The sequence below is a fragment of the Paenibacillus turicensis genome, from assembly GCF_050461185.1.
In the GTDB taxonomy this organism is placed as follows: domain Bacteria; phylum Bacillota; class Bacilli; order Paenibacillales; family Paenibacillaceae; genus Fontibacillus; species Fontibacillus turicensis_A.
The window spans coordinates 1-26566 of sequence record NZ_JBCMOR010000007.1; the positions used below are offsets into that span (position 1 = coordinate 1).

29 protein-coding genes, 1 pseudogene and 1 riboswitch are annotated in these 26566 nt (G+C 36.5%); of the genes and pseudogenes, 11 read left to right on the forward strand and 19 right to left on the reverse strand.

The genetic code is table 11. The annotated features are described in order from the left end of the window. Positions 1–463: 463 nt before the first annotated feature. Positions 464–1057, forward strand: a complete 594-nt coding sequence (locus ABE099_RS12450) for a TetR/AcrR family transcriptional regulator (RefSeq protein WP_430031103.1) — start codon at positions 464–466, stop codon at positions 1055–1057. Next, positions 1054–1866 carry a CPBP family glutamic-type intramembrane protease gene (locus tag ABE099_RS12455; RefSeq protein ID WP_430031105.1) on the forward strand — a complete coding sequence of 271 codons (813 nt, stop codon included), beginning with the start codon at positions 1054–1056 and terminating at the stop codon, positions 1864–1866. Before ABE099_RS12450 ends, ABE099_RS12455 begins: the two co-directional genes overlap by 4 nt. Here the strand turns inward: ABE099_RS12455 and ABE099_RS12460 are convergent. Continuing rightward, entirely contained in the window at positions 1859–2938 is a 1080-nt protein-coding gene (locus ABE099_RS12460) for a glycosyl hydrolase (protein ID WP_430031107.1), read from the reverse strand. The two genes, ABE099_RS12455 and ABE099_RS12460, sit on opposite strands and share 8 nt — an antisense overlap. 100 nt (positions 2939–3038) lie before the next feature. Then, on the reverse strand, positions 3039–3983 hold the full coding sequence (locus ABE099_RS12465) for a substrate-binding domain-containing protein (protein ID WP_430031109.1): 945 nt from the start codon (positions 3981–3983) through the stop codon (positions 3039–3041). 258 nt (positions 3984–4241) lie between these two features. Between ABE099_RS12465 and modA the strand changes: the two genes are divergently transcribed. Together modA and modB are read left to right on the forward strand one after the other, a co-directional pair. After that, a complete protein-coding gene (gene modA, locus ABE099_RS12470; protein WP_430031561.1) occupies positions 4242–5012 on the forward strand; it encodes a molybdate ABC transporter substrate-binding protein in 771 nt (256 codons plus the stop codon). Further along, positions 5013–5678, forward strand: coding sequence for a molybdate ABC transporter permease subunit (gene modB, locus ABE099_RS12475; protein ID WP_430031111.1), 666 nt, complete (start codon positions 5013–5015; stop codon positions 5676–5678). 39 nt (positions 5679–5717) lie between these two features. Here modB and ABE099_RS12480 read toward each other — a convergent pair whose 3' ends face one another. The 12 genes from ABE099_RS12480 to ABE099_RS12535 all read right to left on the reverse strand — a co-directional run bounded on the left by ABE099_RS12480 (position 5718) and on the right by ABE099_RS12535 (position 16661). Next, positions 5718–5885, reverse strand: a complete 168-nt coding sequence (locus ABE099_RS12480; RefSeq protein WP_430031113.1) for a hypothetical protein — start codon at positions 5883–5885, stop codon at positions 5718–5720. Between the two features lie 308 nt (positions 5886–6193). Further along, entirely contained in the window at positions 6194–7561 is a 1368-nt protein-coding gene (locus ABE099_RS12485; RefSeq protein ID WP_430031115.1) for an NCS2 family permease, read from the reverse strand. Positions 7562–7658: 97 nt separating this feature from the next. Then, a riboswitch (purine riboswitch) is annotated at positions 7659–7758 on the reverse strand. Positions 7759–7884: 126 nt separating this feature from the next. Continuing rightward, positions 7885–8436 carry a DUF5823 family protein gene (locus ABE099_RS12490; protein ID WP_430031117.1) on the reverse strand — a complete coding sequence of 184 codons (552 nt, stop codon included), beginning with the start codon at positions 8434–8436 and terminating at the stop codon, positions 7885–7887. A gap of 42 nt (positions 8437–8478) precedes the next feature. Beyond that, complete coding sequence (locus tag ABE099_RS12495) at positions 8479–9357, reverse strand: helix-turn-helix domain-containing protein (protein ID WP_430031563.1); 879 nt, start codon at positions 9355–9357, stop codon at positions 8479–8481. 221 nt (positions 9358–9578) lie between these two features. Further along, a complete protein-coding gene (locus tag ABE099_RS12500; protein ID WP_430031119.1) occupies positions 9579–10616 on the reverse strand; it encodes an NAD-dependent epimerase/dehydratase family protein in 1038 nt (345 codons plus the stop codon). 172 nt (positions 10617–10788) lie between these two features. Further along, a complete protein-coding gene (locus tag ABE099_RS12505; RefSeq protein ID WP_430031121.1) occupies positions 10789–11613 on the reverse strand; it encodes a MerR family transcriptional regulator in 825 nt (274 codons plus the stop codon). A 44-nt stretch (positions 11614–11657) separates the two neighbouring features. Next, the gene (locus ABE099_RS12510) at positions 11658–12179 is read right to left on the reverse strand and encodes a ClbS/DfsB family four-helix bundle protein (protein WP_430031124.1); all 522 of its coding nucleotides are present in this window, start codon (positions 12177–12179) and stop codon (positions 11658–11660) included. Positions 12180–12377: 198 nt separating this feature from the next. Further along, positions 12378–13736, reverse strand: a complete 1359-nt coding sequence (locus ABE099_RS12515) for a sensor histidine kinase (protein WP_430031126.1) — start codon at positions 13734–13736, stop codon at positions 12378–12380. After that, the gene (locus ABE099_RS12520; RefSeq protein WP_430031128.1) at positions 13721–14389 is read right to left on the reverse strand and encodes a response regulator transcription factor; all 669 of its coding nucleotides are present in this window, start codon (positions 14387–14389) and stop codon (positions 13721–13723) included. The genes ABE099_RS12515 and ABE099_RS12520 overlap by 16 nt, the downstream gene beginning before the upstream one ends. Positions 14390–14420: 31 nt before the next feature. Then, positions 14421–15191 carry a lantibiotic immunity ABC transporter MutG family permease subunit gene (locus tag ABE099_RS12525; RefSeq protein ID WP_430031130.1) on the reverse strand — a complete coding sequence of 257 codons (771 nt, stop codon included), beginning with the start codon at positions 15189–15191 and terminating at the stop codon, positions 14421–14423. Between the two features lies 1 nt (position 15192). Further along, positions 15193–15948: a lantibiotic immunity ABC transporter MutE/EpiE family permease subunit gene (locus ABE099_RS12530; RefSeq protein WP_430031132.1), complete on the reverse strand. Its 756-nt coding sequence runs from the start codon at positions 15946–15948 to the stop codon at positions 15193–15195. Next, a complete protein-coding gene (locus tag ABE099_RS12535) occupies positions 15945–16661 on the reverse strand; it encodes a lantibiotic protection ABC transporter ATP-binding protein (RefSeq protein ID WP_430031134.1) in 717 nt (238 codons plus the stop codon). The genes ABE099_RS12530 and ABE099_RS12535 overlap by 4 nt, the downstream gene beginning before the upstream one ends. 173 nt (positions 16662–16834) lie before the next feature. On the opposite strand from ABE099_RS12535, the gene ABE099_RS12540 reads away from it, so the two are divergent. Then, positions 16835–17359 carry a PadR family transcriptional regulator gene (locus tag ABE099_RS12540; protein ID WP_430031136.1) on the forward strand — a complete coding sequence of 175 codons (525 nt, stop codon included), beginning with the start codon at positions 16835–16837 and terminating at the stop codon, positions 17357–17359. A 1-nt stretch (position 17360) separates the two neighbouring features. Beyond that, positions 17361–18113, forward strand: coding sequence for a CPBP family intramembrane glutamic endopeptidase (locus ABE099_RS12545; RefSeq protein ID WP_430031138.1), 753 nt, complete (start codon positions 17361–17363; stop codon positions 18111–18113). Here ABE099_RS12545 and ABE099_RS12550 read toward each other — a convergent pair. Further along, complete coding sequence (locus tag ABE099_RS12550; protein ID WP_430031140.1) at positions 18056–19216, reverse strand: VanZ family protein; 1161 nt, start codon at positions 19214–19216, stop codon at positions 18056–18058. The genes ABE099_RS12545 and ABE099_RS12550 overlap by 58 nt on opposite strands. Positions 19217–19377: 161 nt before the next feature. Then, positions 19378–20223 carry a Cof-type HAD-IIB family hydrolase gene (locus ABE099_RS12555; RefSeq protein ID WP_430031142.1) on the reverse strand — a complete coding sequence of 282 codons (846 nt, stop codon included), beginning with the start codon at positions 20221–20223 and terminating at the stop codon, positions 19378–19380. Between the two features lie 202 nt (positions 20224–20425). On the opposite strand from ABE099_RS12555, the gene ABE099_RS12560 reads away from it, so the two are divergent. The 3 genes and pseudogenes from ABE099_RS12560 (at position 20426) to ABE099_RS12570 (ending at position 22047) form a co-directional block, all read left to right on the forward strand. Then, positions 20426–21025: a DUF2812 domain-containing protein gene (locus ABE099_RS12560; protein WP_430031144.1), complete on the forward strand. Its 600-nt coding sequence runs from the start codon at positions 20426–20428 to the stop codon at positions 21023–21025. Between the two features lie 122 nt (positions 21026–21147). Next, positions 21148–21240 (forward strand): annotated as a pseudogene (locus tag ABE099_RS12565) (helix-turn-helix domain-containing protein); the annotation flags it as partial. Between the two features lie 36 nt (positions 21241–21276). Beyond that, positions 21277–22047 (forward strand): ImmA/IrrE family metallo-endopeptidase, encoded by a 771-nt coding sequence (locus tag ABE099_RS12570; protein ID WP_430031146.1) that lies wholly within the window; start codon positions 21277–21279, stop codon positions 22045–22047. Here the strand turns inward: ABE099_RS12570 and ABE099_RS12575 are convergent. Further along, positions 22028–22705, reverse strand: coding sequence for a Type 1 glutamine amidotransferase-like domain-containing protein (locus ABE099_RS12575; protein ID WP_430031148.1), 678 nt, complete (start codon positions 22703–22705; stop codon positions 22028–22030). The genes ABE099_RS12570 and ABE099_RS12575 overlap by 20 nt on opposite strands. A 136-nt stretch (positions 22706–22841) precedes the next feature. Here ABE099_RS12575 and ABE099_RS12580 point away from each other — a divergent pair, with 136 nt between their 5' ends. After that, positions 22842–23777: a helix-turn-helix transcriptional regulator gene (locus tag ABE099_RS12580; RefSeq protein ID WP_430031150.1), complete on the forward strand. Its 936-nt coding sequence runs from the start codon at positions 22842–22844 to the stop codon at positions 23775–23777. A 19-nt stretch (positions 23778–23796) separates the two neighbouring features. Here the strand turns inward: ABE099_RS12580 and ABE099_RS12585 are convergent, their stop codons facing one another. Together ABE099_RS12585 and ABE099_RS12590 are read right to left on the reverse strand one after the other, a co-directional pair. Further along, positions 23797–24735 (reverse strand): NADP-dependent oxidoreductase, encoded by a 939-nt coding sequence (locus tag ABE099_RS12585; RefSeq protein WP_430031152.1) that lies wholly within the window; start codon positions 24733–24735, stop codon positions 23797–23799. Positions 24736–24984: 249 nt separating this feature from the next. After that, entirely contained in the window at positions 24985–25620 is a 636-nt protein-coding gene (locus ABE099_RS12590) for a GNAT family N-acetyltransferase (RefSeq protein ID WP_430031155.1), read from the reverse strand. Between the two features lie 269 nt (positions 25621–25889). Between ABE099_RS12590 and ABE099_RS12595 the strand changes: the two genes are divergently transcribed. Next, positions 25890–26429: a TetR/AcrR family transcriptional regulator gene (locus ABE099_RS12595; protein WP_430031157.1), complete on the forward strand. Its 540-nt coding sequence runs from the start codon at positions 25890–25892 to the stop codon at positions 26427–26429. Positions 26430–26566: the final 137 nt, after the last annotated feature.

A 26566-nucleotide genomic window follows, 5' to 3' on the forward strand; every position in this document is an offset into this window, starting at 1 on the left:
TATTGAAAAGAGCGATAAGCTCATTTTGAATCTGACGAGATTAATTCATTGAAATTAATCTACTGATTTTTGAATTCCACTTTCGTGAAATTCACTCACTCGTTGTTTAGTTTTCAAAGATCAACTTTGTTACTTTTTGTTGATTTGCTTAGTTAAAAGCTTTGTTTCAGTGTTAATTGCGTTCTCAGCAGCAACTCTTATAATATATCATCTTTCGATCGGTTATGCAAGTCTTTTTTTCAAAAAGTTTTTTAAGCTCTTGTTTAAATCTTATTCTCACTCTTCTTTAAAAGTCTTGTTTCTCGACCGGATTCATAATATATCACGATTATAAAAAAGAAGCAAGTCTTCCAATCATATTTTTTTAACTACCATTATATTTTGGATTTTACTTTACAGTAGCTTGTCTCAACTGATATTATTGAATTTAAATTCAATGAAATTATTTTCAAGGAGATTCAAGATGACTAAACGTGATGAGCAAAAGGAACAACGTCGAATTAAAATACTAGAGACTGCTTTAGATTTATTTATTCGTAAGGGATATGGTGAAACCAAAATTGCTGATATTGCTAAGGCCGCTAATATGAGTATGGGTCTGCTGTTTCACTACTTCAGCTCGAAAGAAGCATTATATGAAACACTGATCAAAATCGGATGTGAGAAGCTAAAGATGGATTTACCTATTTCAAGTAATTCATCTATCGAGATATTTAAAACTGCGGCTGAGAATATTTTATCCTTAATTACATCTAGTCCTTTTGCTGCAAAAATGTTTGTCCTTATGGAAAATGCTAATCATCTTGATATTTTGCCACATGAGGTCAAACAACAATTAATAGAAGGAGACACAATTATTCAGAAAAGTATTTCTATTATCAAAGAAGGACAAAAACGTGGAGAAATTAAAGAAGGTGATCCAGAAGCTCTTTCTGTAGCTTTTTGGTGCTCAATTCAAGGCATTGCTCAACATATCGCACTATATCCAAGTGCAACATGTCCTGAAGCAGACTGGTTAATATCTATTCTTGAGAGGAAAAGGAGCGATTCTGCATGACAACAAAAATAAAAACAAAAACAAGTTTAATTATTTTTATAATTGTAGCTTTAGCAAGCGGATGGCTTGGTGTGCTATTAGATTTAGTCATTAAAAATAACGAACAAGGGAATTCCCTTGGTATGTTGTTATGGTTGGTGTTACCTCTTTTAACTTCTATTATATTAAGATGGATTAACCGCGACAGTCAGGGATTGGGAATTAGATTGAATTTTAACAGGAATCTAAAGTGGTATTTTGTAGCCTTAATCGTTTATATACTAATCACAATGATCACAGTAGGCATAGGGATATTATGGGGAAGCACTACTATTAAGCTTGAACTTAATATCGTACTTCCGTTAATTGGTTCGGCACTTGTTACCTCATTTATTAAAAATATATTCGAGGAGTTTGCTTGGCGAGGTTATTTAACTCCAAAACTGATTGAGCTTAAAGTTAATGATTGGTTGATCTACATTATTTCAGGTCTTGTTTGGGCATTGTGGCATGCCCCCTACTACTTCTTCTTTTTACCTGGTCATTATTTTGAAACGCTATCGAGAGTAGATACCCTTTTAGTTGGATGTATACTTATGGTGATTTGGAATGTGATGTTTGTTGAGATCTATCGTATAACTAAGTCAGTATGGCCCACGGTTCTAATGCATGCCGTCGAAGATGCTGTGCCTACTTTATTAACTACCGGAGGATTCATTATATTTACAAAATATGATTTATGGCTAAACCCCATCACTGGAATTGTTGCTACAATATTAATTTTAGCTAGCGGGCTTGTGCTTCGGCGTGTACGCATGAGAATTAGTTAAGCTGTGCTTCAGCAAGCAACGGAAATAAGTTATCAAAAGCATGGGTGTTATTATCAAAAACATACCCTCCAGCATATTTACCATGTTGGGTTTGGAAATAAAGCATTCGCTTGTTCCATTTCTCCGCCCATTCCGTATCATTCTGCTGGAGTGCGAGCAAAATAGCTAATGCATATACAGCAGGTGATTCATACTCCACCGAAGGTTGAAGGGTATTACGATTATAAGCACCATATATTTTATGATGTTGTGCATATTGCTCCTGTAAAAACTGAAGCAAAGGCTTATTATCCATCCCTGCCTCTCCTAAATGCAAAGCTACAATTAATTGATCAATCAAATTCACCTTTTCATCATAGGTGTATTTTCCTGACCCTATTTCATACAGCTTAGGATAAAACAAGGTGTCTTTAGGCATATGCTCTAAAATGGCAATGTATTTGTCATAATCTTCAGAGTTCATAAGCTGATATTTTTTCATCAACTTAAAGGCATCCACATCTACATACACTAAGCTTAATGTAGGTGAATAATAATGATTAGCTTCATCATAAAAGTCCACAAGATAACCTTCGAGGCGGGTTTTGTCCATAAGATAAGTGTTAATCTTTTTTGCTAATTGAAGATCAGCTTGATCGCCCCATAGTTCATAGGCTTGTAGCAAAGCACGAATAATACGTAGGTCATCTCCTAACGCGTTCGTAGTAACATGGGATACTCCATCTTTATCAAGTTTCCAATAAACATGTCCTTGTGGGCTCATAAATTTACTGCGAAGTTGTTCAGCCATTTCAGAAAACAATTTCTGATCCTTGATCGTGATTCCATATTCTAGCCATAAGCCAAGTGATTCAGACAAAGCCTCTCTGCCTGCGACAACATTAGGATCTGTTGAAGGCGCATCCTGCAAATAGCTTGCGATTGTTCCTGATGAATTAAACATCTGATTGCGAACAAATTGTTCTGTTAAAGCACGAGGATTATTTGTTAGCTTCATAATAAAAAACACCGCCATAACAACACAAATAAGAACAATGATTACAAATACACGCCATTTTCTTTGAATAATCATGAAAGTAGAGAAACCTCCATTTGAACATCTACTAATTTATCAATTATTTATTGTTATCATGCACTATTTGGGTTCTAGATATTTCTTTTTTCTTCTTACGTTAGGTTTCTACTAATATTTTACCACTTTGAGATAAGTCATAACCCTGAATAGCACTCAATTCCTTGTGAAAGCTATCTGAACGCAAAATCTGCAACACTTGTTCAATCCATGCCATCCGATCGGGTGTACGTAGCATCACAATATCATATTGCTCTTGAATGAGTGGGATAAACTGTACTGAACCTACAATATTTGCTGCCTTCTCAATCCCAATCCCTACATCCGCTTCCCCAGAGGCTACTTTTCCTGCTACAGCTAAATGATGTGTAACTTCATTCTCATATCCAATTATAGTAGTTGGATCTATGTGAAGAAGGCGAAGTTGCTCATGAAGCAACACACGTGCGCCAGAACCCTTTTCACGATTAATCATTACTAAACCTGGTTTGGCAAGATCCTTCCAAGTTTTTAAACCAAGTGGATTCCCCGCTTGAACATACATTCCAGCTTGACGAGATAACAATCGAATAACGATATAAGAGAAGCCATTCAAAATTTTACGTATATAGGGAAGATTATATTCACTTGTATCCCCATCCCATAGATGTGTGCTCACAATGTCAGCTTTCCCTTGATACATCGCAATAAGACTGTCCAAGCTACCTGCAAATGAACGAAGCGGTCGAAGTGAAGTAGGATCATAATTCTCTAGATGCTTACTTAAAATATCTAGGCTAATATCCTGACCCGTAATCACTATATTATTATTTGCATTACCAGTTGTGGAGAGCGGAGCTTCTGGAACATGGATCATTTCCTGACGCTGGGATTTACTTTTAGATCGTTGCTTATAGGCCTCAAGATCAGTGGCATCTACACGCATTTGTTTGCCGACACGATAGGAAGGTAGCTCGCCTTTTTTAATCAGATCATACACAGTGAGCTTTGATATTTTTAAAAGTTTTGCAATTTCCTCGGTAGTATAAGAGACAGGAGTGTCCATCGTCGTCCTCCATTTAAAATAATTAGGTATGTTTTCATAGTTGAAAATGAATGCGTTAAGTGGCTATTAATCATGTTACCACAGAATATATACTAGGGAACTCCTTATGGTGAACAATAGGGATTTCACTAGTTTACAGTCCATTTTTACATATATATAATGAAACTCAATTCATACATATTATAACTAGATATAACTAATTATATCTAAATAGGAGATGTTATTTTGAGAAAATACTCAGTGATCAGTAAGCTTTTAATGGTTTCAATCGTGATGTCAATCATTTTAATGCTAGCAGCTTGTGGCTCACAAACAACTACTAAATCAGATCAAGCAGAGTCAGTAGAGTTAACAATTTCTGCGGCTGCAAGCTTAACCGATGCCTTGAATGAGTTAAAAGCTGTATATGAAAAGCAACATACAAATGTAAAGTTAAACTTTAATTATGGTGCCTCCGGTGCATTACAACGGCAAATTGAGCAAGGTGCGCCTGCTGATCTATTTATTTCTGCTTCTAATTCTGTCCTTAAGTCTCTTGAGAAAAAGGGATTTGTTAAGGATGGAAGTCCATTACTACTAAATGAATTAGTTGTTGTAGTTCCTGCCAGCGGCGGAGCAGATATTAAACAGTTAGATGATTTAAAAGGTGATAGCATTAAAAAGTTAGCGATTGGGATTCCAGATAGTGTACCCGCAGGTAAATATGCACAAGAAGCTTTAACAAATCAAAAACTGTGGGACGGTTTACAAGCAAAGCTGGTTCAGGCTAAGGACGTTCGTCAAGTTCTCCAATATGTTGCTACTGGAAATGCAGATGCTGGATTTGTATATAAAACGGATGCACTGTCTACAAATGAGACTAAAATCGCATTCACTGTAGATGCCGCCTTACATTCTCCAATCACTTATCCAATTGGTTTAGTATCATCCACGAGTCATGAAGAGGAAGCACGTCAATTATATGATTATTTAAAAACAGAACCTGCGCTAAAGATAATGGAAAAATACGGTTTTAAAAGAGCGAATTAATTGATCGCTATTAATTGGATTGAATTTTGGCCACCCATCCAGTTATCCCTGCAGGTGGCGTGTTTATCTTCTGTCATTGTACTCATCCTCGGTGTAATGACAGCTCGTTGGATGAGCTTGAAAAAAATGCGTGGTAAGTTGTTTTTAGAAACCTTTTTTATGTTGCCATTAGTTTTACCTCCAACTGTAGTTGGTTTTCTACTATTGGTGATGATGGGAAGACGTAGTTGGTTAGGTCAATGGATTGAATGGTTGTTTCATGCTCCGATTATTTTTTCATGGTGGGCTGCTGTGATTGCTTCCATTGTTGTCGCTTTTCCACTAGTGTATCAAACGATGAAAACTGGCTTTGATGGCGTGGAGCGTTCACTTGAAGATGCAGCTAGATCAGCAGGAGCGAATGAGTGGCAGGTATTCCGTTATGTCACGCTTCCTTTAACAGCTCCATCACTATTAACGGCAATGATTCTTGGTTTTGCCCGTTCACTTGGAGAGTTTGGTGCAACATTAATGATCGCAGGCAACATCCCAGGTAAAACACAAACATTACCTACTGCCATTTTTGTTGCTGTAGATGCTGGAAACCAACCGTTGGCATGGGCATGGACGATTTCAATTGTATGTATTTCGTTTGTTATGTTGTTTGTTGCAAGAAGAAAAGCTTAAGGGTTCAAAAAGGCATAGCTATGAGTAGTTTATAGCACGCTAATAGTTATGCCAAATCTCAAGTGTCTCTCCACTACGTACTTTATTAATCCGGTCTACAACAGCTAACACATCAGCACCAGTAATTTTCCCATCTGGATCAAGCTTTCCGTTTTCCTTACCCGAAATTCGTGAGCCATTTCCATACGTGTCATGGAAGCACCCCACTCTCTCGATGGAAAATCAGACTCCATATAAAGTTGATTAAGCTTAGCTGGGATAACAAACTGTTCGTACCATTTAATATCTTCTCCAGTTGCAGGCTGATAGTCTCATCTTCGTTACCCTCATCTCTTGTCTAAAGATAATTAAATATTTACTACTATACAAAACTTCATTATATTAACCACCATTCTAATCGTAGAATAATAAGTAAGAAAAAAAGCGTCCTTAAGTTAAAAACCTAAGAACGCTTATATAATAGTTTACTTTTAAGTTACTTTAATTTTTTGTATTTCTAGCACGAATATTTAACTTTATTCACCACCGATAAATACGTAACGGCAAACCACCAATACTGCTAGCAACCACATTAACCAGTGAACCTTCACCTTGTTTTTCGTAAACAATGTTGATACCCCACCTAAAATTACGTAGGATACAATCCCAGCAGAAATCCCGTTAGCAATACTTCCAGAGAATGGCATCAAGACGATGGTAAGGAATGCAGGGAATGCATAAAGGAAATCGTCCCACTCGATGCTACGAACTTGACCGATCATTAGCACACCAACGATGATTAATGCTGGTGCAGTTGCAGCTGAAGGTACTACTGCCGCCAGTGGTGCAATAAATAAAGCGAGTAAGAACATTACACCAGTAGCAACAGACGTTAAACCTGTACGTCCACCTGCTGCAACACCTGCTGTACTTTCTACATAAGAAGTGATTGTACTTGTACCCAAGAATGCACCCGCACTTACACCCACTGCATCAACAAGCATCGCTTGTCCAATTTTCTTTTCGCCTTCTTCTTTGTTTTTCATTAGACCAGCACGAGTAGCCGTTCCTACTAATGTGCCAAATGTATCAAATAGTTCTACAAACGTAAATACAAATACGATTTCAAATAAACCAAGCTTAAATGCTGCGCCAAGGTCAAGTTGACCTACCGCTAAGTTATCAAAAGTAGGGATCCAGTTAGCCCCAGACAAACCGTTAAGATCTGTAACCCCCATCGGAATACCAATTAAAGTAGTAGCAACGATACCGATCAGCATTGCACCTTGTACTTTTAAAACTGAAAGAATTGCAATGATAATTAAACCAATGAGTGTTAATTGTACGTCAGCACTGTGAACAAAATTTCCAAGTGCAAAATTAAGCTGATTCCCTAATGCAAACCCATTTTCGACTGTTCCAGTCACATTTGCACCAATTAAATTACTCATTTTGAGTCCTAGACTAGCTACAAACAAGCCGATACCGACTGTAATGGCTGCCTTCAAGCTTTGAGGTACTGCAACCAAAAGTAATTGGCGAATTTTTGTTACCGTCAGGATCAAGAAAATAATACCGGAAATAAATACAGCACCTAATGCTGCCTGCCAAGTGATTGTACCGTTAGAGCCAAGTACAACCGTCATAAAATATGCGTTAAGTCCCATACCTGGAGCAAGCGCAATTGGAATATTAACAAAAACACCCATTGCAATAGTAATTAACCCCGCACCAACTGCAGTAGCAAAAAATACGCCATCCGTTGGAATACCTGCGCCGCCAGGGCCTAAGAACAAATTGTTTACGAGTAAGATGTAGGCCATCGTCATAAACGTCGTAATCCCTGCGATAATTTCCGTTCTTACATTCGTTCCGTGTTCCTTAAGTTTAAAGAACCGATCCATGGTTAAAAACTCCCCCTTAATATATGTCGGGTAACGACAAAAAACCGGGCTAATTCCCCTCCCCGGCTTCGTACTAAATAGAAAAGCGTTAAAACAAACGCGACGCTCTTCTCTTCGTAGCCAGATCATTACGGTGATCTTGTAGAAACTTCTGAGCCAATTCTCAGAATTATACGAAAAGCTTAATTACAATTGTCGAAAAACCCATTTATAAGTCCATTCACAGGACTTACTACATGAATTATTCTAGGCGTCGTGTCACGTCTTGTCAATAAGAAAAACGAATGTTTATCACAAAAACAAGATTAATGTTCGTGATTTGTTCATTTTTGAAAGAACTCACGTTGACCAAATTGGTATACTAACGATAAGGCTCCACATATTAAAAATAATATAATTATATGTTGAATAATTATTTCGTTACTAAGTAACGTATAGAACTGAAACACTTGGAGCATACAGTAGCCTAATCCTACACCTATTACAAAGGAGCTAATTTCTAAATGTTCTTGTCGCATACCAAAATAGTTCAGCAACCTCAAAATTAGCAACACAATGTTACACGCAGTAACTACGATCATGCCTAGTGTATACAACTGCATTGATTCATAGTGATTAACATTAAAATCAGTTAAAATTTTCAACAAAATAATAGCTACGATCCACAGTGCAAATTGACCTAAAACTTCTAACACTATCGTCGTTGTATAGCCTTTGCTGCTTTGTTTAGATAATACCTTATATATCCCAATCCCTATTGCTAACATAACTAACACCAGAGTTAAACTATACAAGTAGCTTTCAAGTTTACCAGTGAAGAAATCAGCTAAAAAATTTATTAATACTTGAATTATCACTTCAATAAATGAAAACATCCCATGTCCCCCAATACCATATCTCTTTTAAGCACAGATAGCTTAGTCCTCAAAGGTTAGGTTTTGTGGCTCTATAGGTAATGTCTCATCTGCACCCGTAAATTGGGTTACTTCGATATCTTTGCCTACTTCTTCAAATTGACAATTGTCTAACCACACTTTACCTGATCCAGATAATAAAATACCAATACTTATGGTAGCCGCCTCATCTGGTATATCTAATACACAAGCATAATAATTCCATGATACAGTTCCCTTAATACTGCGGTATTCCATATTGTCAAAAGCTAGCATGTTTTGTTTTTGGTCGTCAACTCTCATCCACAAACCACACCACCCGTTAACATTCTCAGTTTGCACGAAACCTGAAAAACGCATTCTTTTACCGATATACTGTTTAGCTTGAAATTGCTGCATTAACGTGCCAAATTCATTGGTAGTGACATCTATTTCTTGATTAGAAGCCAAACAAAGCGACTTACTTCCTTCATGATAAGTTTCATGATCCAAATGTACATCATATTTATTAGGACTTGTTCCTGTTGTAAACCATCCATTGATATTTGACACTATAATCCCTTCTTTCATAGGTATAAGTAATTTCATTTGTGAGCGGTACGACGCTGGCGGCAATGAATACAATGCTTTAAACGCCCTCGTAAATGCTTCTTGACTTTCAAAACCATAATGCAACGCAATATCCAAAATACGCTCGTCCGTATACAATAGCAGGTATGCCGAAGAGGTTAATCTGCGATAACGAATATAAGTATTTAAGCTTTGACCCACATATTTACTAAAAATACGATGGAAGTGATATTTAGAGAAGCCAACCTGCTTTGCCACAATATCTAAATTCAAATCCTGATCTAGATTTTGCTCAATATACTTAATACTTTGCTGAATAATATCGTAATAAATGTAATTCTCTCCTTTCTTCTCTTGTTTGTATCTATATTATAGCCATGCATTATACATAAATTTTTGATAGATCTTGCTATAATTTTGCCAAAGGATATGACAACAGTCTTAATTATAAAATAAAAAAATAGATGCCCTATTTAAGAAAGGCATCCATTGTCACTTCATTTCCCTCACTTTAACTTACCCTAAACTTGATATATTCTTGATATATTCTTCTCTCATTTCAGCTTACTTAGCAGCTGATCTTCCTGTTCATAAATTCGCAGCTGTGCATGATAGTCAGGTAAGGTTGTATCCGCGATACAAGCAACCTCCCATTTTACTGTTCGTTTAAGTGTTTCATCATAAGGAATAATATCATACGCTCCAAACTCTTGTTCAAATCGTTCACTACTTGCAACAATAGATTGATTGGTGTTGTATGGGAATGCTGCAAATGATGGCAGCTCTGATTTTGGTAGCACAATAATTTGACCATTCCAATCTAATGTAGCAGCGATATTTTGAATATGCTCTAGCATCGTAGGAGCATTTGGATTCGCAATATTGTATATCGTGTGCTTCCCAACTGGGGCAGCAATGGCTAATGCCATCGCATGAGCAACATTTTCAACATAGCTATGGCTCCAACGCCAGTTAGCAAAACCATCATCAAGTAAAATGTGTGGCCGATGATCTAGCATTGGCTTGAGCTTCAAGTAAGAAAATAGTCGGTGTTGTGGGTCCCCTGGTCCGTAAATGGCTGGTAAGCGTAAGATCGTCACGTGGATTTCCTGCTGGGATTGCCATACTTCCTCTACAAGTAATTTATCATATAAATTATCAAAATCATCTTCTGGCTTCATTTTGTCGCGATTCGGAAAACGATTAGGTCTAAGCTTTGAATCTTCGGTTAATGGTATCGGTTCAAGTTCTCCTTGGACTTGCCCTTTTACAATGGCAAAAGCACGGTATACGTCATGACTGGATGTAACAATTACCCGACTCGTTAGCCCTCGCACAGCTTGAAAAATGAGTGCAGCACTTTCCGCCGTACCCGAAGCCATATCAACCACCACATCAGGTGCAAATTGCTCAAAATGAGAGCGGTAGTCCATAATATGTTTAATTTCACCACGAATATGTTTCACCGACTGCAACCAAGAATCATTAGCTGAGCCGCGATGGAAAATAGCAACCTCATGTCCTTCTTCAATAAGTTTCTTTAAAATATACAACTCAACAAATGATGTCCCACCTACAATAAGAACTCTCATTATGCATCCCTCCAGCTTATACACCAGATTTTACACTATAAAACACTCATTCACACCTTTACCCTCTAAAAGACTATTTTAAACGATTTTTAAGTAAAAAAAAGAACATAACGATGACAAAATGTCATGTTTATGCCCAAATTAAAATACTGCTATATGTTATCTCCCTATATTATTTGAGTAATTTAACAGGAAAACATGCCTCGGTTACCCATTTTTCTGGATTAGACTCTTGAGCTGGAGATACATGATAAATGTTAAACATTGGTCCATATAGTTCATAACCGTGCTCTTCGATCCACTGTGCCACCACTTGGGATACCATCCCCATTTGATCATAGGTTCCATTTATCATAACAGAAGCAATCTCTATAGGTAATGTCGTATATTGCGATAAATCAGCCAAGTTTGCTAAATCAAACTTTATGTTTCCTTCTATAGATACTTGCACTTCAACATCTATATTATGTGCTTTATGTTCTAGATCGTGGAAAATCGCCATGGGGCACGGGTCTGAAGCCATCTGTATTTTTTGTTGTGCAATTCCAGAATATAAGGTATTCCATAAATGTGCTTCATGATGATAAGTTTCAATCACACGTCGAACGCTAAGTACATGCCGCTGGGGTATCTCCTTTAAAATCACATGGTAGGGATGAATTTCTGCTCCTTGCTGTAATAAAGCAGATATGTGTGTGACCTGTTTTTCGATCACTTTCAATTCTTCCTGCAATTCCATTTGTTTAACACTTAAAAAGCGGTGCAAATCATTCTGGTTCATGTTTCCCTCTAACATCTCTTTAATCAGGGTTAGGCTAAAGCCAAGCTCCCTAAGCTGTCCTATTTTCCCAACCACACTAAGCTGCTCAGCAGTGTAATAGCGATAACCGGAAAATTCATCTATATGTTTTGGTAGTAACAAACCTAACTTGTCATAATGACGCAACATTCGAATACTTACCCCAGATAGTCTTGAGAAATCACCAATTTTAAACAACAATCATTCTCCTTTAGTGTAGTTGGTTCATATCTTATCTTGGGTTATCTCTGTATTGCTTTTTTCCACTTTCGGATCTTTGTCCTAAAATTTGTGAACGGTGAGATCGTATTGATTTTAATCCAACGTACCATCGGCCAAGTAGGATTATCCCCTGTCCATTGTCGTACACCTTGTGTAAAAAGTTCTTCCTCTGTTAGTGTATCCAGCCAGTCCTGAAATTGCTGCTCTAACAACTGGAATTGTTGACGTAATTGTTCAAGTGTATACGGTTTACATTCTTCATAAAAGGCTTGATACATATCACCTAGGCGATTCCATTTGTATCCTTCCTTTGGCATATGAACCTTCTGTCCTGCCTTTTCTGCCTTGTCCCATCCCATTACTAACTGAAGCCAACCAATCTGATATGCAATAATTTCTGCGGGTGTACGATCTACACCTTCAACTTCAATATCACGATCCGTATTCGTAAGATCATTAAATTCCTGATCAAGCAAAAGATATCTTTTATGAATTTCATCCTTAAGTTGTTGTTTAGTTTGAGGTAACGCAGATTGTGCCATCGATCCTATCCCTCCTAGCATGCCTTTAATGAGCTGAAAGCCATAGTCATAACTCATAGATTATGGTTCATGGTTTATGGTTCATAGATCATAACTATAACTTAGCTCTTAACTAGATTGTAAGGTCTAACATTATGTCAGAGTCAAGCCAACCTTGTCTCAATTCAAGCTTAATGCTTATAACTTAAAGCTGTATGCTCAAAGCTCAATCACAACCTGCCCACCACCTGAATCAGCATTCCGTAAAGTCAGCTTTCCACCATGTAATCCAACAATGTTATGAGCAAATGTAAGCCCCATTCCATAGTGGCCTTGAGTGGATCTACTTTTATCCCCCATATAAAACAACTGAGTAGCTTGTTGTAGTGCTTCATTCGTAAATCCTTGACCACTATCAGTAATCGTTATAACGGTTTTCTCACCTACTAATTGCGTATGCAATTTAATAGTACCTCCATCTGGAGTATAATCAACCGCATTACTTAAAATATTCATGATCGCACGATGAAATAAGTCTAAATCAACAAATAGGGTAAGTCCCCTATCATGATCCATGGTTATATTTATGCTTACATCCCGCCCACCTATATAAGCTATTGTTTCTGAACGTACTCGTTCCAACCATTCATTTAATTGGATATGTACTTTATTCACAGACATAGGGTTTTGGCTTCTAGACATGTGGATCAGTTGATTAATATAGTGTTCAATCTTAGTATTGGCAGCTAAAATATAATTTGTATACGTGTTTTGTTCTTCATCTAAATCAGATAAGCTGAGTAGCTCCGCATTTCCCTTAATTACCGTTACAGGTAGCTTAACATCATGGGCTAAGGCAGCAATTTGCTCATTTTTATTTTGTTCCACCTTCCATTGTGATTCCAAGGATTGCTTGAGTGCTCCTCTCATCTCAGAAAGAGATTGTATGATCTCATCAAACTCTTGAATATTTGAATGAACATCTTCAAAGTTCAAATCTTGCTGTTGTATGTGCCCTGTTAGGTTATTGATCATTTTAAATTGCTGCTTAAAGCGATTTACATAGATCATCGTTATACTAAATACAATAAAAAGGAAGCAGATTAAACTAATAGCCACTTCTAACAATTCGACATTAGGCAACCACTGTCGCAGTACTGGAGAGCCAAATTGTGCTCTTAATTGATAATATAAAACAACATATTGCTGCTTGGTCTCAATTAAGCGGTAAACTTGTTGATCTTTTACACTTACCTTCATTTTTGTTTTTAGAAAAGACATTGCAACAGATTGATCTAAATCACCAGTTATATACTGCAAATTTTGCTTATTAAATACGCCAAACTTAAGCCCACTAGGGATTATTTCAGCCGTAACCTCACCAGCCTGTTGAATGATAGGTTCTACTTGGAGCACTCGTTGCTCATCATAGTTGGCGGGTAAAATAAACCCTGAATTGATTGCTAGTAGATGGAGCATTACAAATCCCATGCCTATTCCAATCACACTAATTGCCATCTTTACTAAGTACATGAGAAATTCTCTTCTAAGATTGCTTTGACTCATTCGGATTGCCATTTATACCCTACCCCCCATACCGTTGAAATAGGGTCTAGCTCATATTCTTTAAATTTCTTGCGAATGACACGTATAAACTCAGTTATAGTTGAAAATAATGCATTACCCTCAATACCATATAATTGCTCATAAATTTGTTCTCTGGTGTATACATGATCCTTATGTTTTACAAGTAGTTCACAGATTCTATATTCATTTTTAGTTAAATGAATTTGATTTTCTCCCACCCACACCTCTTTGGCTGCAAAATTAAATGAAACACCTGACACGGTCATTGTGGCAATTTGCTTATCTCTATGCTCACGTCTAACATGGGCATTCACCCTCGCACTTAGCTCCATTACACCAAACGGCTTAGCTATATAATCATCACCACCGGTAATTAAGCCTTGCACGATATCTTCTTCTGCTGTTTTTGCAGTTAAAAAAATGATAGGACAATCGATAGAGCCTCTAATTCGTTGACATAATTCAAACCCCGTTTCTTCAGGCATCATCACATCTAATAAAATTAAATCGTAGCCTTGAAAATACGTAATAGGTTTATTTCGGGTATTATTAATTAGGTAAACATCATGGTTACTTTTTTTCAAAATATTACCGATTAACACTAGAACTGCTTCATCATCATCCACCGCTAATATTTTTGCCAAATTTGGTCACCTCTATTATTAGTTACACCAATTAATCAGAGGATTGTCTTCCCTCCCACTTATTAAACCACCATAGGCTAATTCCAAATAAAAGGACGGTATACAGGGTCATGTACTGAATTCCATCAACCATTTCTTTCTTAATGAGGGTAAGGACATCCTGCGTATAGATTGAGCTTTTTAACACTATAAAACTATCCACAAATCGAATACCCCATGCCCAAGGTATATATTTCCATACCCCATCACCAAGTCCTGTTGCCATTAGTGCAGTTAATAATAAGCCTGCTCCGCCAAGTGTAACGGAAGCTGATAGACCTAGCACAAATGCAATAAAGAGATAAATGAAATACAAAACAATACAGCTAAAAATAAGGAAAATACTCGCTTTGATATATGTTAGGTAAGGAATCCCTTCTATACCAAGTATATAAGTAGCACCTAGCATGAAAATAGCTACAGCTATCAAGATGGCACCACTTGTTAATAAAATTAATGACATTACCTTCCCTATATAGTTTCTAGATCTAGATATTCCACCTAATAACACTTGATAGTGACCTGCCTTTTCCTCTTGCATACTAATCATGCCACAAATCAAGCTAATTAGAAAAGGAAGAGCAATACATATTGCGTCCATATAAAATCTAAAAAGCTTTACTGGATCCTTTTCATGTATAACACCAAAATAAGATAAAAAAAGGAGTGCACATATAAGTGGGATAAGTAGAAAAATCCACTTTACCGACGTAGCCTTTAGCTTTATCCATTCCGCAGAAATTGCTCGCCCTAAAGATATCATCCTACTTTGCCCCCTTCACGGAGTTGTTCACTGGAACACTCTTTTTAAAGGCGAGTGAAGTTAGTGCTGTTATAGTAATGACAAGCGATGCCGCTAACAATATACCGATTATGATGACAGAGCCATCCCGAAAGTGACTACTTTGCGAAAGTAGTGTACCATTTGGATGCACACCAATGATCGGCATCATTAAGCGAATGGACCAGCTCCAAGGATTTAACCACCATAATGCTTTCGTTGAAAAGGCAATGCCTAACACCAAGCCCCCAACAATATTAGTGATGAGCGCAGCTCCCATGCCCCACTTTTTAGCCAAGTATAACATGAGTGGAATCTCCCATAATGAAGTAAACCAAATCAACAGTAATCCCTCTAATTGTCTCATCTCGAATAAGGGCATTCCTGGGAATACAAACGATAATAAACCCATCATAACTAAAAATAGCAACAAAGAGAACAACGCCTGCAAAGCAATTACGATAACTTTAGCCACCCAAACTTTGGAAGGTGAAATCGGTAATAATAAAATATTGCTATAGTCCCCTGCCTTCTTCTCCTTCTGGTTCGATTGTGCACACCACAAGGCAATGGCTATAGGCATAAATAAAATACTCCACCAGTTAAATGTATTTGTTACAAAATAAACTGGGCTCATAATAAAGGATATTAAAATATTTATTAAGGCAATAAGCCCTATAAGTGTAATTGAAAAACTTCGTTTTACTTTCAAGCACTCTGCCCGAATATAATTTATCAAGATCTCGCACCCCGCTTTCTTTTGTTCTCCTTCACCACATCCAAAAATAATTGTTCTAGGTTTTGCGGATGATCAATATCACCTTGGTAACCAATAATTCCATCACTGATAATTCCAATATGCTCTGCGATTTGACCTACTTCAGACAAAATATGACTTGATAAAATGACGGTAATCCCTTGACTTGGGAATGATTTAATAAGATCACGTAGCTCCCCAATCCCAATCGGATCAAGTCCATTCGTTGGCTCGTCCAAAATAAGCAGCTTCGGATGATTCAGCAGTGCAATTGCAATTCCAAGTCTTTGCTTCATCCCCATAGAAAACTTCCCTGCGGTTTTCTTTCCCGTGTGTGTGAGGTCTACTATTTTAAGCACCTCTTGAATTCTTTCCTTTGGTAAACCAAGCATCGTGGTACGTACTAACAAATTTTCATAGGCAGTTAAATTAGAATATAGTGGCGCAGATTCAATTAACGCACCAATATGCTCTAAATCCTTACGTGTCCATGAATGCCCATCAAAATAAATCTCACCTGAGGTTGGAGCAATAAGTCCTGTCATCATCTTTAAAGTTGTAGACTTACCCGCCCCATTTGGACCTAACAGTCCATAAATACTATTACGCTTCACTGCTAATGAAATATCTCGAACGACAAGCTCCTTACCATATTTCTTAGAAACTTGATTTAACTCTATTAAGTTCGTTGTCACCCTTATCACCCTTTCATATTTCAAACCAGTTTTTATCTCTCGTCTATAAGGGTATCCATCAAATCTCAGAAAATAATCAAGATTTATAAAAAATGTTGACAAACGCTTAAATTTATATATCATATAGATATATCAAATAGATATATATTTTCTGAAAATGAAAGGAAATTAACATGATTAATTACGTTATTCTTGGCATTCTAATGGAATCACCAATGTCCGGTTACGACCTCAAGAAAGTAGCTGAGCAGACGATAGGTATGTTTTTCAAAATGAGTTATGGCAGTTTATACCCAACATTAAAAGCACTCACTAAGTCTGGAGAAATCACAGAGCAAGAAACACTTAACAGTAAAAACAAAAAAATATATACGCTTACCGATCAAGGTAAAGCAAGCTTTGTGAAGTGGTTAGCTGAGCCATTACAAAGCAATAAAAAAGAATATATGGTTAAAATTTTCTTTTATGATTATTTAGATGAAGAGACGAGACATACCAATCTAAGGGTTTATCAAGCGCAAACATACAAAAAGATGATGGAGATGAAGGGGCTACAAGACATTGTAAATGAGGAATTAGCTTCCATTCCAAACAAAGAGGATTATTATTACCGCGTATCTACGATGTATTATGGCTTACAATTTTATGAAATGGAACTAGCATGGTTAAATAAAATAATTGAAAAGGATAACTTATAATATGGAAAATACAACTACATCTAAGCATAAAAAGCCAATGAATCTATACCTAAAAGTTATTTTAGTCGAATTACTTGTAATCTTTTTCTACACAGCTAATGGCGCTTATGTATCAATAACACAACCAGAAAATCCTGTGTTGCAATTTGTTGGTTTAATCCCGTTAGCAATTGGACTCATTATTTACGTATTACGTGGTCAACGCTGGAAGGACTTATACTTAGATTCTAAAATAAAATCTTCAAAAGATATTTTAGTCTACGCACCTTTACTTATCGTGTTAGTCATTATTTTCATCGGAAATGAAGGCTTGAACCTAACCTCTATTCCAAACCTATTGCTCATGTTGATCTTACAAATCTGTGTGATTGGTGTAATTGAAGAAATTATGTTTCGTGGCATTATGCTTAGAGCATTGGAGAATAAAGGAACTACTGTAGCTGTGTTAATCAGCAGCGTGCTATTTGGAATTACGCATGCTCTCCAATTGATGGGCGGACAATCACTAGAGGATACGATTTTGCAAATTATATATGCGTTTGTACTTGGTGCAGTATTGGCGTTACTTGTTCTACATAAACATACCTTGATAGCAACAATTTTATTTCACGGGGTGCATAACTTTCTGAATTTTATGGCAAAAACAGAACGCACAGCGTCAATCCTTGATTATGTTATTGTTGCTATCTTGGTGATCTATTTAATCTGGTTATCTTTTCTTGTTGTATATAAATCAGACGCTTCATCAAAATAATACCGGCGTTTTTGTTTGCTAAAGGTAACGATCACAAAATGGATAAACAATACCAGCGTTACACTGATCGCAGTCAAACCTGCACCTAGATTTAAAAAGATAGATGCTTTATAAAATGGGGAATCCATTGGGAAATCCACGTAGTTTAAAACTTTCATAAATACAATAATAAGGTATACGGCATAAATGGCACCAAAACGTTTAAGCAAACGTTTGGTTGTTTCAAAACGACTAACTTTACTATCATAGCGAAAACGCATAAATTTTGTACCCAGTGTGGCTCCGTTCCATCGCCATGGAACAATAAATAAACTAACAAATAGCACCACCGTATTAACTATTAACGTATTCACGATATTAACTTGTAGCAAATTCAAAACAATTGTAATCATCACATTACTAATAAAAATATCAATGGCAAATGCCAGCAACACAGACATACTTCGTACTTCGTCCAGTGCCAACAATTTCTCGGCCTTCTCATTAATTTTTTCTTTTGATGGAAATAACGCTAAAATGGCAGGTGCAATAAAGAAACCAATTATGCCCCCAGCGGTATTTAACATCAAATCATCCACATCAAAAATACGATAAGGACAATTGTATATGCCATAAATCCCCGTAACCTGTGTAATTTCATAAAAGAGGGTTAGTAAAAAGGTAAGACCTAACGCTCTTTTCCAATATTTTCGTTCTTGAAAGAAATAACGTAAATAAACGCCAAAGGGCAATAATAGTAAAAAGTTGAAAAAGGCTTGGTAAAATGACGGTTGGCTAAATAAAAACCGATACGTTGCGGGTTGCGACAACACAATCCCACTATTCTTTAAGGTGTCAGCTACAAATTGAAACGGGACCAAGGAATAAAATTGAGTGCCTGGCTTTTGAATTGAACAAGTATCACGTGTTTCAGGCAAGGGTAATAGCACTAAAAATAGAGCCGCTAAAAAGTAAAAAATAAAAGAAAATGAAATTAGCGTGGTGGACAATGGGAAATAGCCAAATTTCCGATATGTATAGATTAGCCATGGAATAAATATGATAAAGGCGATCACGATAAAAACCATAGCTGCCACAAAAATGGGCTGTGTATAAGAAATCATGTCATCTCCCCTTATAAAAATTCAAATAACCCATGCTCATTGAGGTCACTCACATTCCATTATTTTATCCTTATAACGGGTTCTAATTCAACTGGGTAAGAACATTTTTTTAAGCAAAATAGCCGACTTCACTACGGAAGCCGGCTGATAAAATCGTCCATCTAAATAAGCTTATGCTTTTTGAAGCTATTATAAAGTCCGTTTTCCTCAATATCATCGGTGATATCATCAGCAATATTCTTTAACTGAGGTCTTGCATTACCCATCGCCACACCAACCCCACAATATTCTAGCATTTCGATGTCATTTAGACCATCACCAAACCCAAACGTATTTTCACGAGGAATACCTAAATGTGTAATGACCTTCTCAATCGCAACAGCCTTATGAATATCTGGCACCATAAGCTCTCCGCTATCTTTACCAAACATCGAAACGGTACACTGAATTACTTCGAACTTCCCCTCAAACTCTCTTTTAATTTGCTCAAAAGGGACAGATGCACTTTCTAAAAAGCAAACCTTGTTAACATCACTACGATATAAATTAGCTTCACCCACAATTAAGCCTTCGATAAAGGGATGGGGCTGTTGTTCTTTTTTCAACCGTGCAAGGCTATCATTTTCAACATCACCATAAATTAAACGATCTAAATGAGGAATTAAATTTCGACTCGCATATAATCCTCCGTTGGATTCTAAATAAAAGTCGATATCATGGGCGTTAAAATAATCAACCATATAGCGTACATCCTCATCAGCTACTTTATGGTGATATAGCATTTCACTGCCAACTTCAGCAAATCCACCACCTGCGCCAATGATACCATCAAAACCAATTTCCATAATAAAATCATACAGCTCCGCTTTGGATCTGCCTGTACATAAAAAGATCAAATGTCCATTTTTTCTAGCCTCAATACAAGCTGTACGTGCAGAATCAGGTACACTCCCATCATCTAAAACTAAGGTGCCGTCTACATCTAAAAAGATGACTTTTTTGTCCAAGTTATAATCGCTCCTGTCTGATCTATATTAAGATTAATAATAATTTTAAAATTGATGCTACTGATAGCAAGCTTAATTTATGTAACTGGTTCCATGTCAAACATAATTATTTGGCAAAGGGAAGGTTGCTCTTCTTTTCACAATTTAGCTATTATAATGATATGAACTTATTTGTACGATCAAAAGGGAGTGTCGTTTTACAATGCGTAAAGTTGTTTTTAAATACTTTTTTGATGTCATAGATGGACAACAAAAGTGGTTAAATGAAATGGCAGATCAAGGTTATCGCCTGACGAGAGTGAGTAACTTCTCCTTTCACTTTGAAGCGTGTGAGCCACACCAATATCAATATCATGTTGAGCTTGTAACGGAAAAGTCCTATCCAGCACTTATTAGAAGACAAGAGTTGTTGATGGAGCAAGGTCTGCGTTCATTTTCTAAAAATATTAGTCTAAATTTATCCGCAGGCAAAGCAAAAAAAGGCTCTTGGAGTAAGGCTTCTAGTGGAAATATAGGGGATCCTGCAAACTACGAGCTACTTATTTTAGAAACTAAAAAAGAAGATTTCGGCGGGGCAAGCATTACCGATGATGGAGATATACTTCGTAAATATCGCGATATTCGCGCGGTTTATCTCTTTTTATTGCTGTTAGCTGCTGGGTACCTTACTTATCGTTATAGTGCAGCTTCGGCGCTTGAGACCACCAATCTGATCATTAATGGGTTACTTGCAATAACTAGTGGGTTTAGTCTTTTTGTTGTATTGAAGTATAGTAGGTTGATTGGGAAAATGAAGGAATAGAAGAAGAGCGTGCTAATTAAAAAAAGGACCCTCTAGGCTGACAATTGATGACTATATAGGTACCGTCCTAAGGAGGAAAGGTTTTAATGTTTTTTGGAGAGAAGTAACAGAGCCTTAGAGAACTTAACGGGCTATCCAGAAAGGAACTTGCTGATGAGCTTGGCGTTAGTGAGCAAGCAATCTGGCAATATGAAAATCAATTGACTTCTCCAAAGATGGAAGTTATCAATACTTTAAATTATAAGTTTAATGTGAAGGCTAAGTTTTTTTATACAGCATCAACCATAAATAACGTTGCGTTAGAAGAGTATATTGCTTATCGCGCTGATGATCGGGATTCACGAAAAAAAACTAAAATGGAAACGATTTATATTGATTTTGTCCACTTTTTCTTAAATCAGCTTGAAGGATACCTTGATCTACCCTTAAATAAAGTTTTGTATTTGCGAAATGAAATCTTGAATATGATCCATATAAACAATGAGCATCACATTAAGCAAGCTGATAGATTAAAACTAATTGAGGAAATCGCTTATCATGCTCGTCAAAAATTAGAAATAGCTGGTATATATATTTTAGAAAAAAATATGGGTATGGATATTGATGCCTATAGCTTGTGGACTAATAATGACCGTGCTTATATCGTGCTTGGCAATAAGAAAAAGTCAGCTGTAAGAAGAAACTTTGATTTAGCCCATGAGTTAGGGCATCTTTTATTACATTATAAAGTAGATATGAATTCCTTATCTAACGAAGAGCATAGACAAGTTGAACCTTTAGATTTAAAAATCCCGATTGTAAAACCAGGAAAAATACGTTCTCTGTTTGAAATATTATTAGAAAATAAGCTAATTAATATTAACTCTTTTTTAGAGCAACATCATTTAGACATTCAATTTTTATGCAAATTATTTGATATTGAACCTACTTTCTTTAATGCCTTTAGCCAAAGTAAAACTTCCTATTTCGATAAAAATGCTGTGTTACCTTTTAATACTAAACTTAGTCGTTTAAAATCTTAACCTTGTCACCCTGAACTATGATAACCTGTTTATTACTAATAGGCTGTAACTGTAAAACCTCACCATACTGCTCGATAATGTCTTCTGTTGCTTGGACAAAGGGCTCATTCATATGGTGAGGAACTGGGTAAAAATCAACAACATGTAGTGCATCAAATGAGGTTAACTCAGGTGCCGCCTCTACATCATCCATATGTTTTACAAACTCAATATTTGGCGCCATAATTAATGAACCCGCAGATTCACCAACATACAGCTTTCCTTTTGCAATTTCATCCATTATGATTTTATCTGCCCCCGTTTTACGCAACTCCTGTAGCAAATAAAAGGTGTTTCCGCCCGATACGTAAATAAAGTCGTTTCCTCTAAGCTTACCATCAATCTCCTCTGCTGACGCTGTACTTACTTCAAGCTCGTCCACAATAATACCTAACTGTTCTAGCTCTTGTTTTGCAGATTCTACATACAGTTTATACTCCTCAGGAACGTTTGCCGTAGGGATAAAGGTAACAGTTTTTCCTTCTAGTAAATTTCCTGTCAAAGAATTTCCTACTAATAAATTTTCTGCTACCTGGTCTCCTACTAAAATTTCTGTTGCGAAATCAACGAATAGGGCTGTCACATCCGTAAAGGATGAGGATAAAAATAAATTTTTCATGGTCATATAGGCTCCTCATATCAAATTAAAGTGAAAGTGAACATTAAGAAACAGATGAGAAATCTTCAAGTCTTTCCCTTGCATTCATTATAAAATATAATGGTGTCATATTATGAAACCTTTTGGAGATTAGTTTATGAAAAAAAGTGAACGTTTAAATAAAATGCTCATTTATTTGAGTGAAAAATCAGAATTTAACTTGAAGGAGCTAATGCAACAGTTCCAGATTTCAAAAAGCACTGCCCTTCGAGATATCGCTGCATTAGAAGAAATTGGGTTGCCTCTTTATTCAAGTCTTGGCAAAAACGGGCGTTATCATATTGTGAGTAACAAACTCCGCTATTCCATCAATTTCTCAAATGATGAGATTTATGCGCTTTATTTTACCCTGCTCACGCTACAAAATTACAAGTCTACGCCCTTTCATATTGATGCGGAATATTTACAACGCAAATTCGAGCTATCTGTTTCCAGTCAAACCAAAGATAAGCTACTTCGCCTGTCTCAATATTTACATTTTGAAGGTACTACTCATTTTAATGAAAGCCCTTTGTTACAGCAAATTGTTATGTATGCCATCGAGGAGCAGCCCGTTACGATTTCATATAGAAGCAAGGATAAGCTAACAGAGATAGACGCTCAAATTGTTTCCATTTTATCTCGTTTTGGACAATGGTATGTACAGATTTTTGATTTTGGCGAGGAAGGCTTCCGGGTATGTCGGTGTGATAAAATTACGGCGATAAATAGTAATAAGCATGTTGAACCTCTTCCTAGAAAAGAGATTCAACGACGCTTAAATGAAGAAACTAACAGTGTCAAGCTAAGGTTTAAAGTAGAGATCGACCAACGCGGGATCGATTTATTTCATAAGGAGTCTTATCCAAGCATGACCCTAGAAAATCATCAGGAGCATTATTATATAGAAGGGTACTATAGCCAAAATGAGCTTCCATTTATCGTAAAATATTTACTGGGTTATGGATCATCCATTATTTCAATTTCCCCTGTAGATTTAAAGCAAGAGCTTATTTCTTATATAGACTCACTTAAAAATCATTTTAATTCATAACCACTTTATCTATACTCACTTAGTTCATTACAACAACGATTTTGCCCACAGCGTGATGACTTTCGCTTAATGCGTGTGCATCATAAATTCCTTGTTGTGAGAAAGGAAATGTTGCGCCTACAACAGATTTAATTTTCTTTTGCTCAAGCAAATCTGCCATTTCTTGAAGCTGCTCGCCATTTGGATCTAGCCAAATATTTTTTGCTATAACATCATATTGTTTAACCAGTTCTTCATCAAAATTGCTTACAATTGAAATAATGCGCCCGGTATGCTTTTTAATGACCTTAAAGCTATTCCGCTGTACATCGCCACCCATTGTATCAAATACAACATCAATGTCAGACAATACCTCTTCGAATTTTGTATTGCGATAATCAATCACTTCATCTGCCCCAAGTGATTTCAACAACTCGTGGTTGCGCTCACTTGCCGTTGTAATAACATAAGCACCTGCTTGTTTCGCTAATTGAATCGCATAGATCCCTACGCCACCAGCCCCTGCATGAATGAGTACTTTTTCACCTTTTTTCAAATTACCATGTGTGAAAAGTGCTTGGTACGCGGTTAAACCCGCCAATGGAACTGCTGCTGCTTCCTCCCATGAAATAGAAGCTGGCTTGCGTGCTAACAAATGGTCATCAACTAATGTATATTCAGCATAGGTTCCAAATCTCGTTGTGTCAGGACGGGCAAACACCTCATCTCCAACCTTCCAATCAGTTACCTCGCTCCCAACTTCAGTAATTACGCCTGCAACGTCCCAACCTAAAATAATCGGGAACTGCCAGGGCATCATTTTTTGTAAATAACCTTCACGTAGTTTCCAATCAATTGGATTAATTGAGGTTGCCTTTACTTCAACGACAACTTGATGTGCGGTTGGGACGGGATTAGGTACTTCCATTTCTTTTAATTCATCTTTACTTCCGTAATTTTCGATTACAACTGCTTTCATTGTTTATTTCCTCCTTAAATTTAAATGCCATTAAATTATGCTTAATTAAATTTTATAAAATTAATTGATGTATCAACTATTATAACTCTTTATATATTTTTTTCAAGTTTTTTTATTCTTTAAAAAGATTCCCCAAACATCTAGGGAATAAAACAAAAAAATCCCTGTCCCTTTAATAGGGATAGAGATTTTAGCATTATTTATAGGATGGAAATCCTTGTTTGGATTGCTTGCCTTAACAGATACAAATTAACTTTTAAGCTCCAATTTGAAGCTCCAATTGTGTGCAAAACCATCTCTAAAATGAAGCTTATCTGCAAAAAACTGAACGAACCCATTTTTACTATAGAATCTTTGATTTACTTCATTGTTTGTAATTAAGGTTAATCTACGTCCACCCTGTTTTTTCACAAATGGAATGACACAATCTTGAATCATTTTAGTTCCAAGCTGTTTTCCTTGATGAAGCTTACTTACTGCTAGCATACTTAAATACCAAGAATGAGGAGTGCCATCTATACATTTTTCTGAGGCTTTATCCATTTTGTCCATAAAATGCAACAGTCTATTTTTCACCATGTACGGTATAAGACGTAACCCCCCTGACCACACATAATCCCATAAAGTTAAGCTTTTAAACTGAGGTGATTCTAATAGTGCTAACGAAACAATTTCATTATCAATTGTACCTACGATACTAGTCCCTTTACGAAGAAAGGTAGCAAATTGGACATAATGCATTTCATATAAAAATCGGTGGTATTCTGCCTTAGTTTTAAAAGTACTTTTTACAGATTGCTCATAAATGACATAATCCGCAAAGGAGGTTGCCGCTAGCTGGGACATCTCCTTAAGATCATTTGGAGTTGCTTTTCTAAATATCAAATATAAAACCTCCTTTATTTAAGGCTCAATCTTGAAATTAGTTCTTGACCGCTAACCCAATCGCAAGAACGCTCTGGATCGTAGCTTCCAGACTCCTATCGTAGACAAGCACTAATTTCTAAATACAGCCTTGTTTAATGAACAAGTGTTGATTAATTAGTATGTGTTCATTATAATGAATCCATTACACAGGGACAATATACAATAATTTTGCATGTGTCTATTATTGAACAGTTATGTGCTTATTGTTTATAAAGGAGGACGTACAAATGAGCGTAGACAGAAGAACAATTCGCACTCGTCAAGCGATTAGAGATGTATTCATAGACCTCCTTCAAAAGAAATCACTGAATAAAATTTCGGTTTCTGAAGTCACGAATGCAGCAAATATTGGTCGGGGTACTTTTTATTTACATTATGAAGATGTATATAGTTTGTATGAGCAGCTTGTTAATGAACTGTTAGAAAACTTAGTCACCTTGTTCCATCATGCTTATCCTGAAAAGGGCTCTAACAATTTTATGGTATTATCCCAAAAGCTTATCAGCTATATAGAGGAAAATGCATCACTCTTTCTTTTGCTCATCGGAAAAGATAACGAGGGGAAAATGAATCAAAGACTCAAAAAAATATTCGTTGACCAAGTGATCGAGATTGAACAAATTGACAAATCAGATTTTACTAGTATTATAGAAACATCATTTACGGTATCCGGTATTGTTGGTGTGTTGACCGACTGGTTAACCGCTGGAATGGATATCGATAAAGAGTATTTGACGGGAATTATTAATGAGTTGATTCAAAAATAATGGCGTTGGCTCAAAGTTAAAATAAGTGGTGAGGGAAAAGTGAATGACACTCAGAACAGAGGGTTGCTCCGCTAGCTGTTAAAACTGGATTTGATGTAATTACATGAAAAATAGGTAAAAATCCAGTTTTAAAGGCT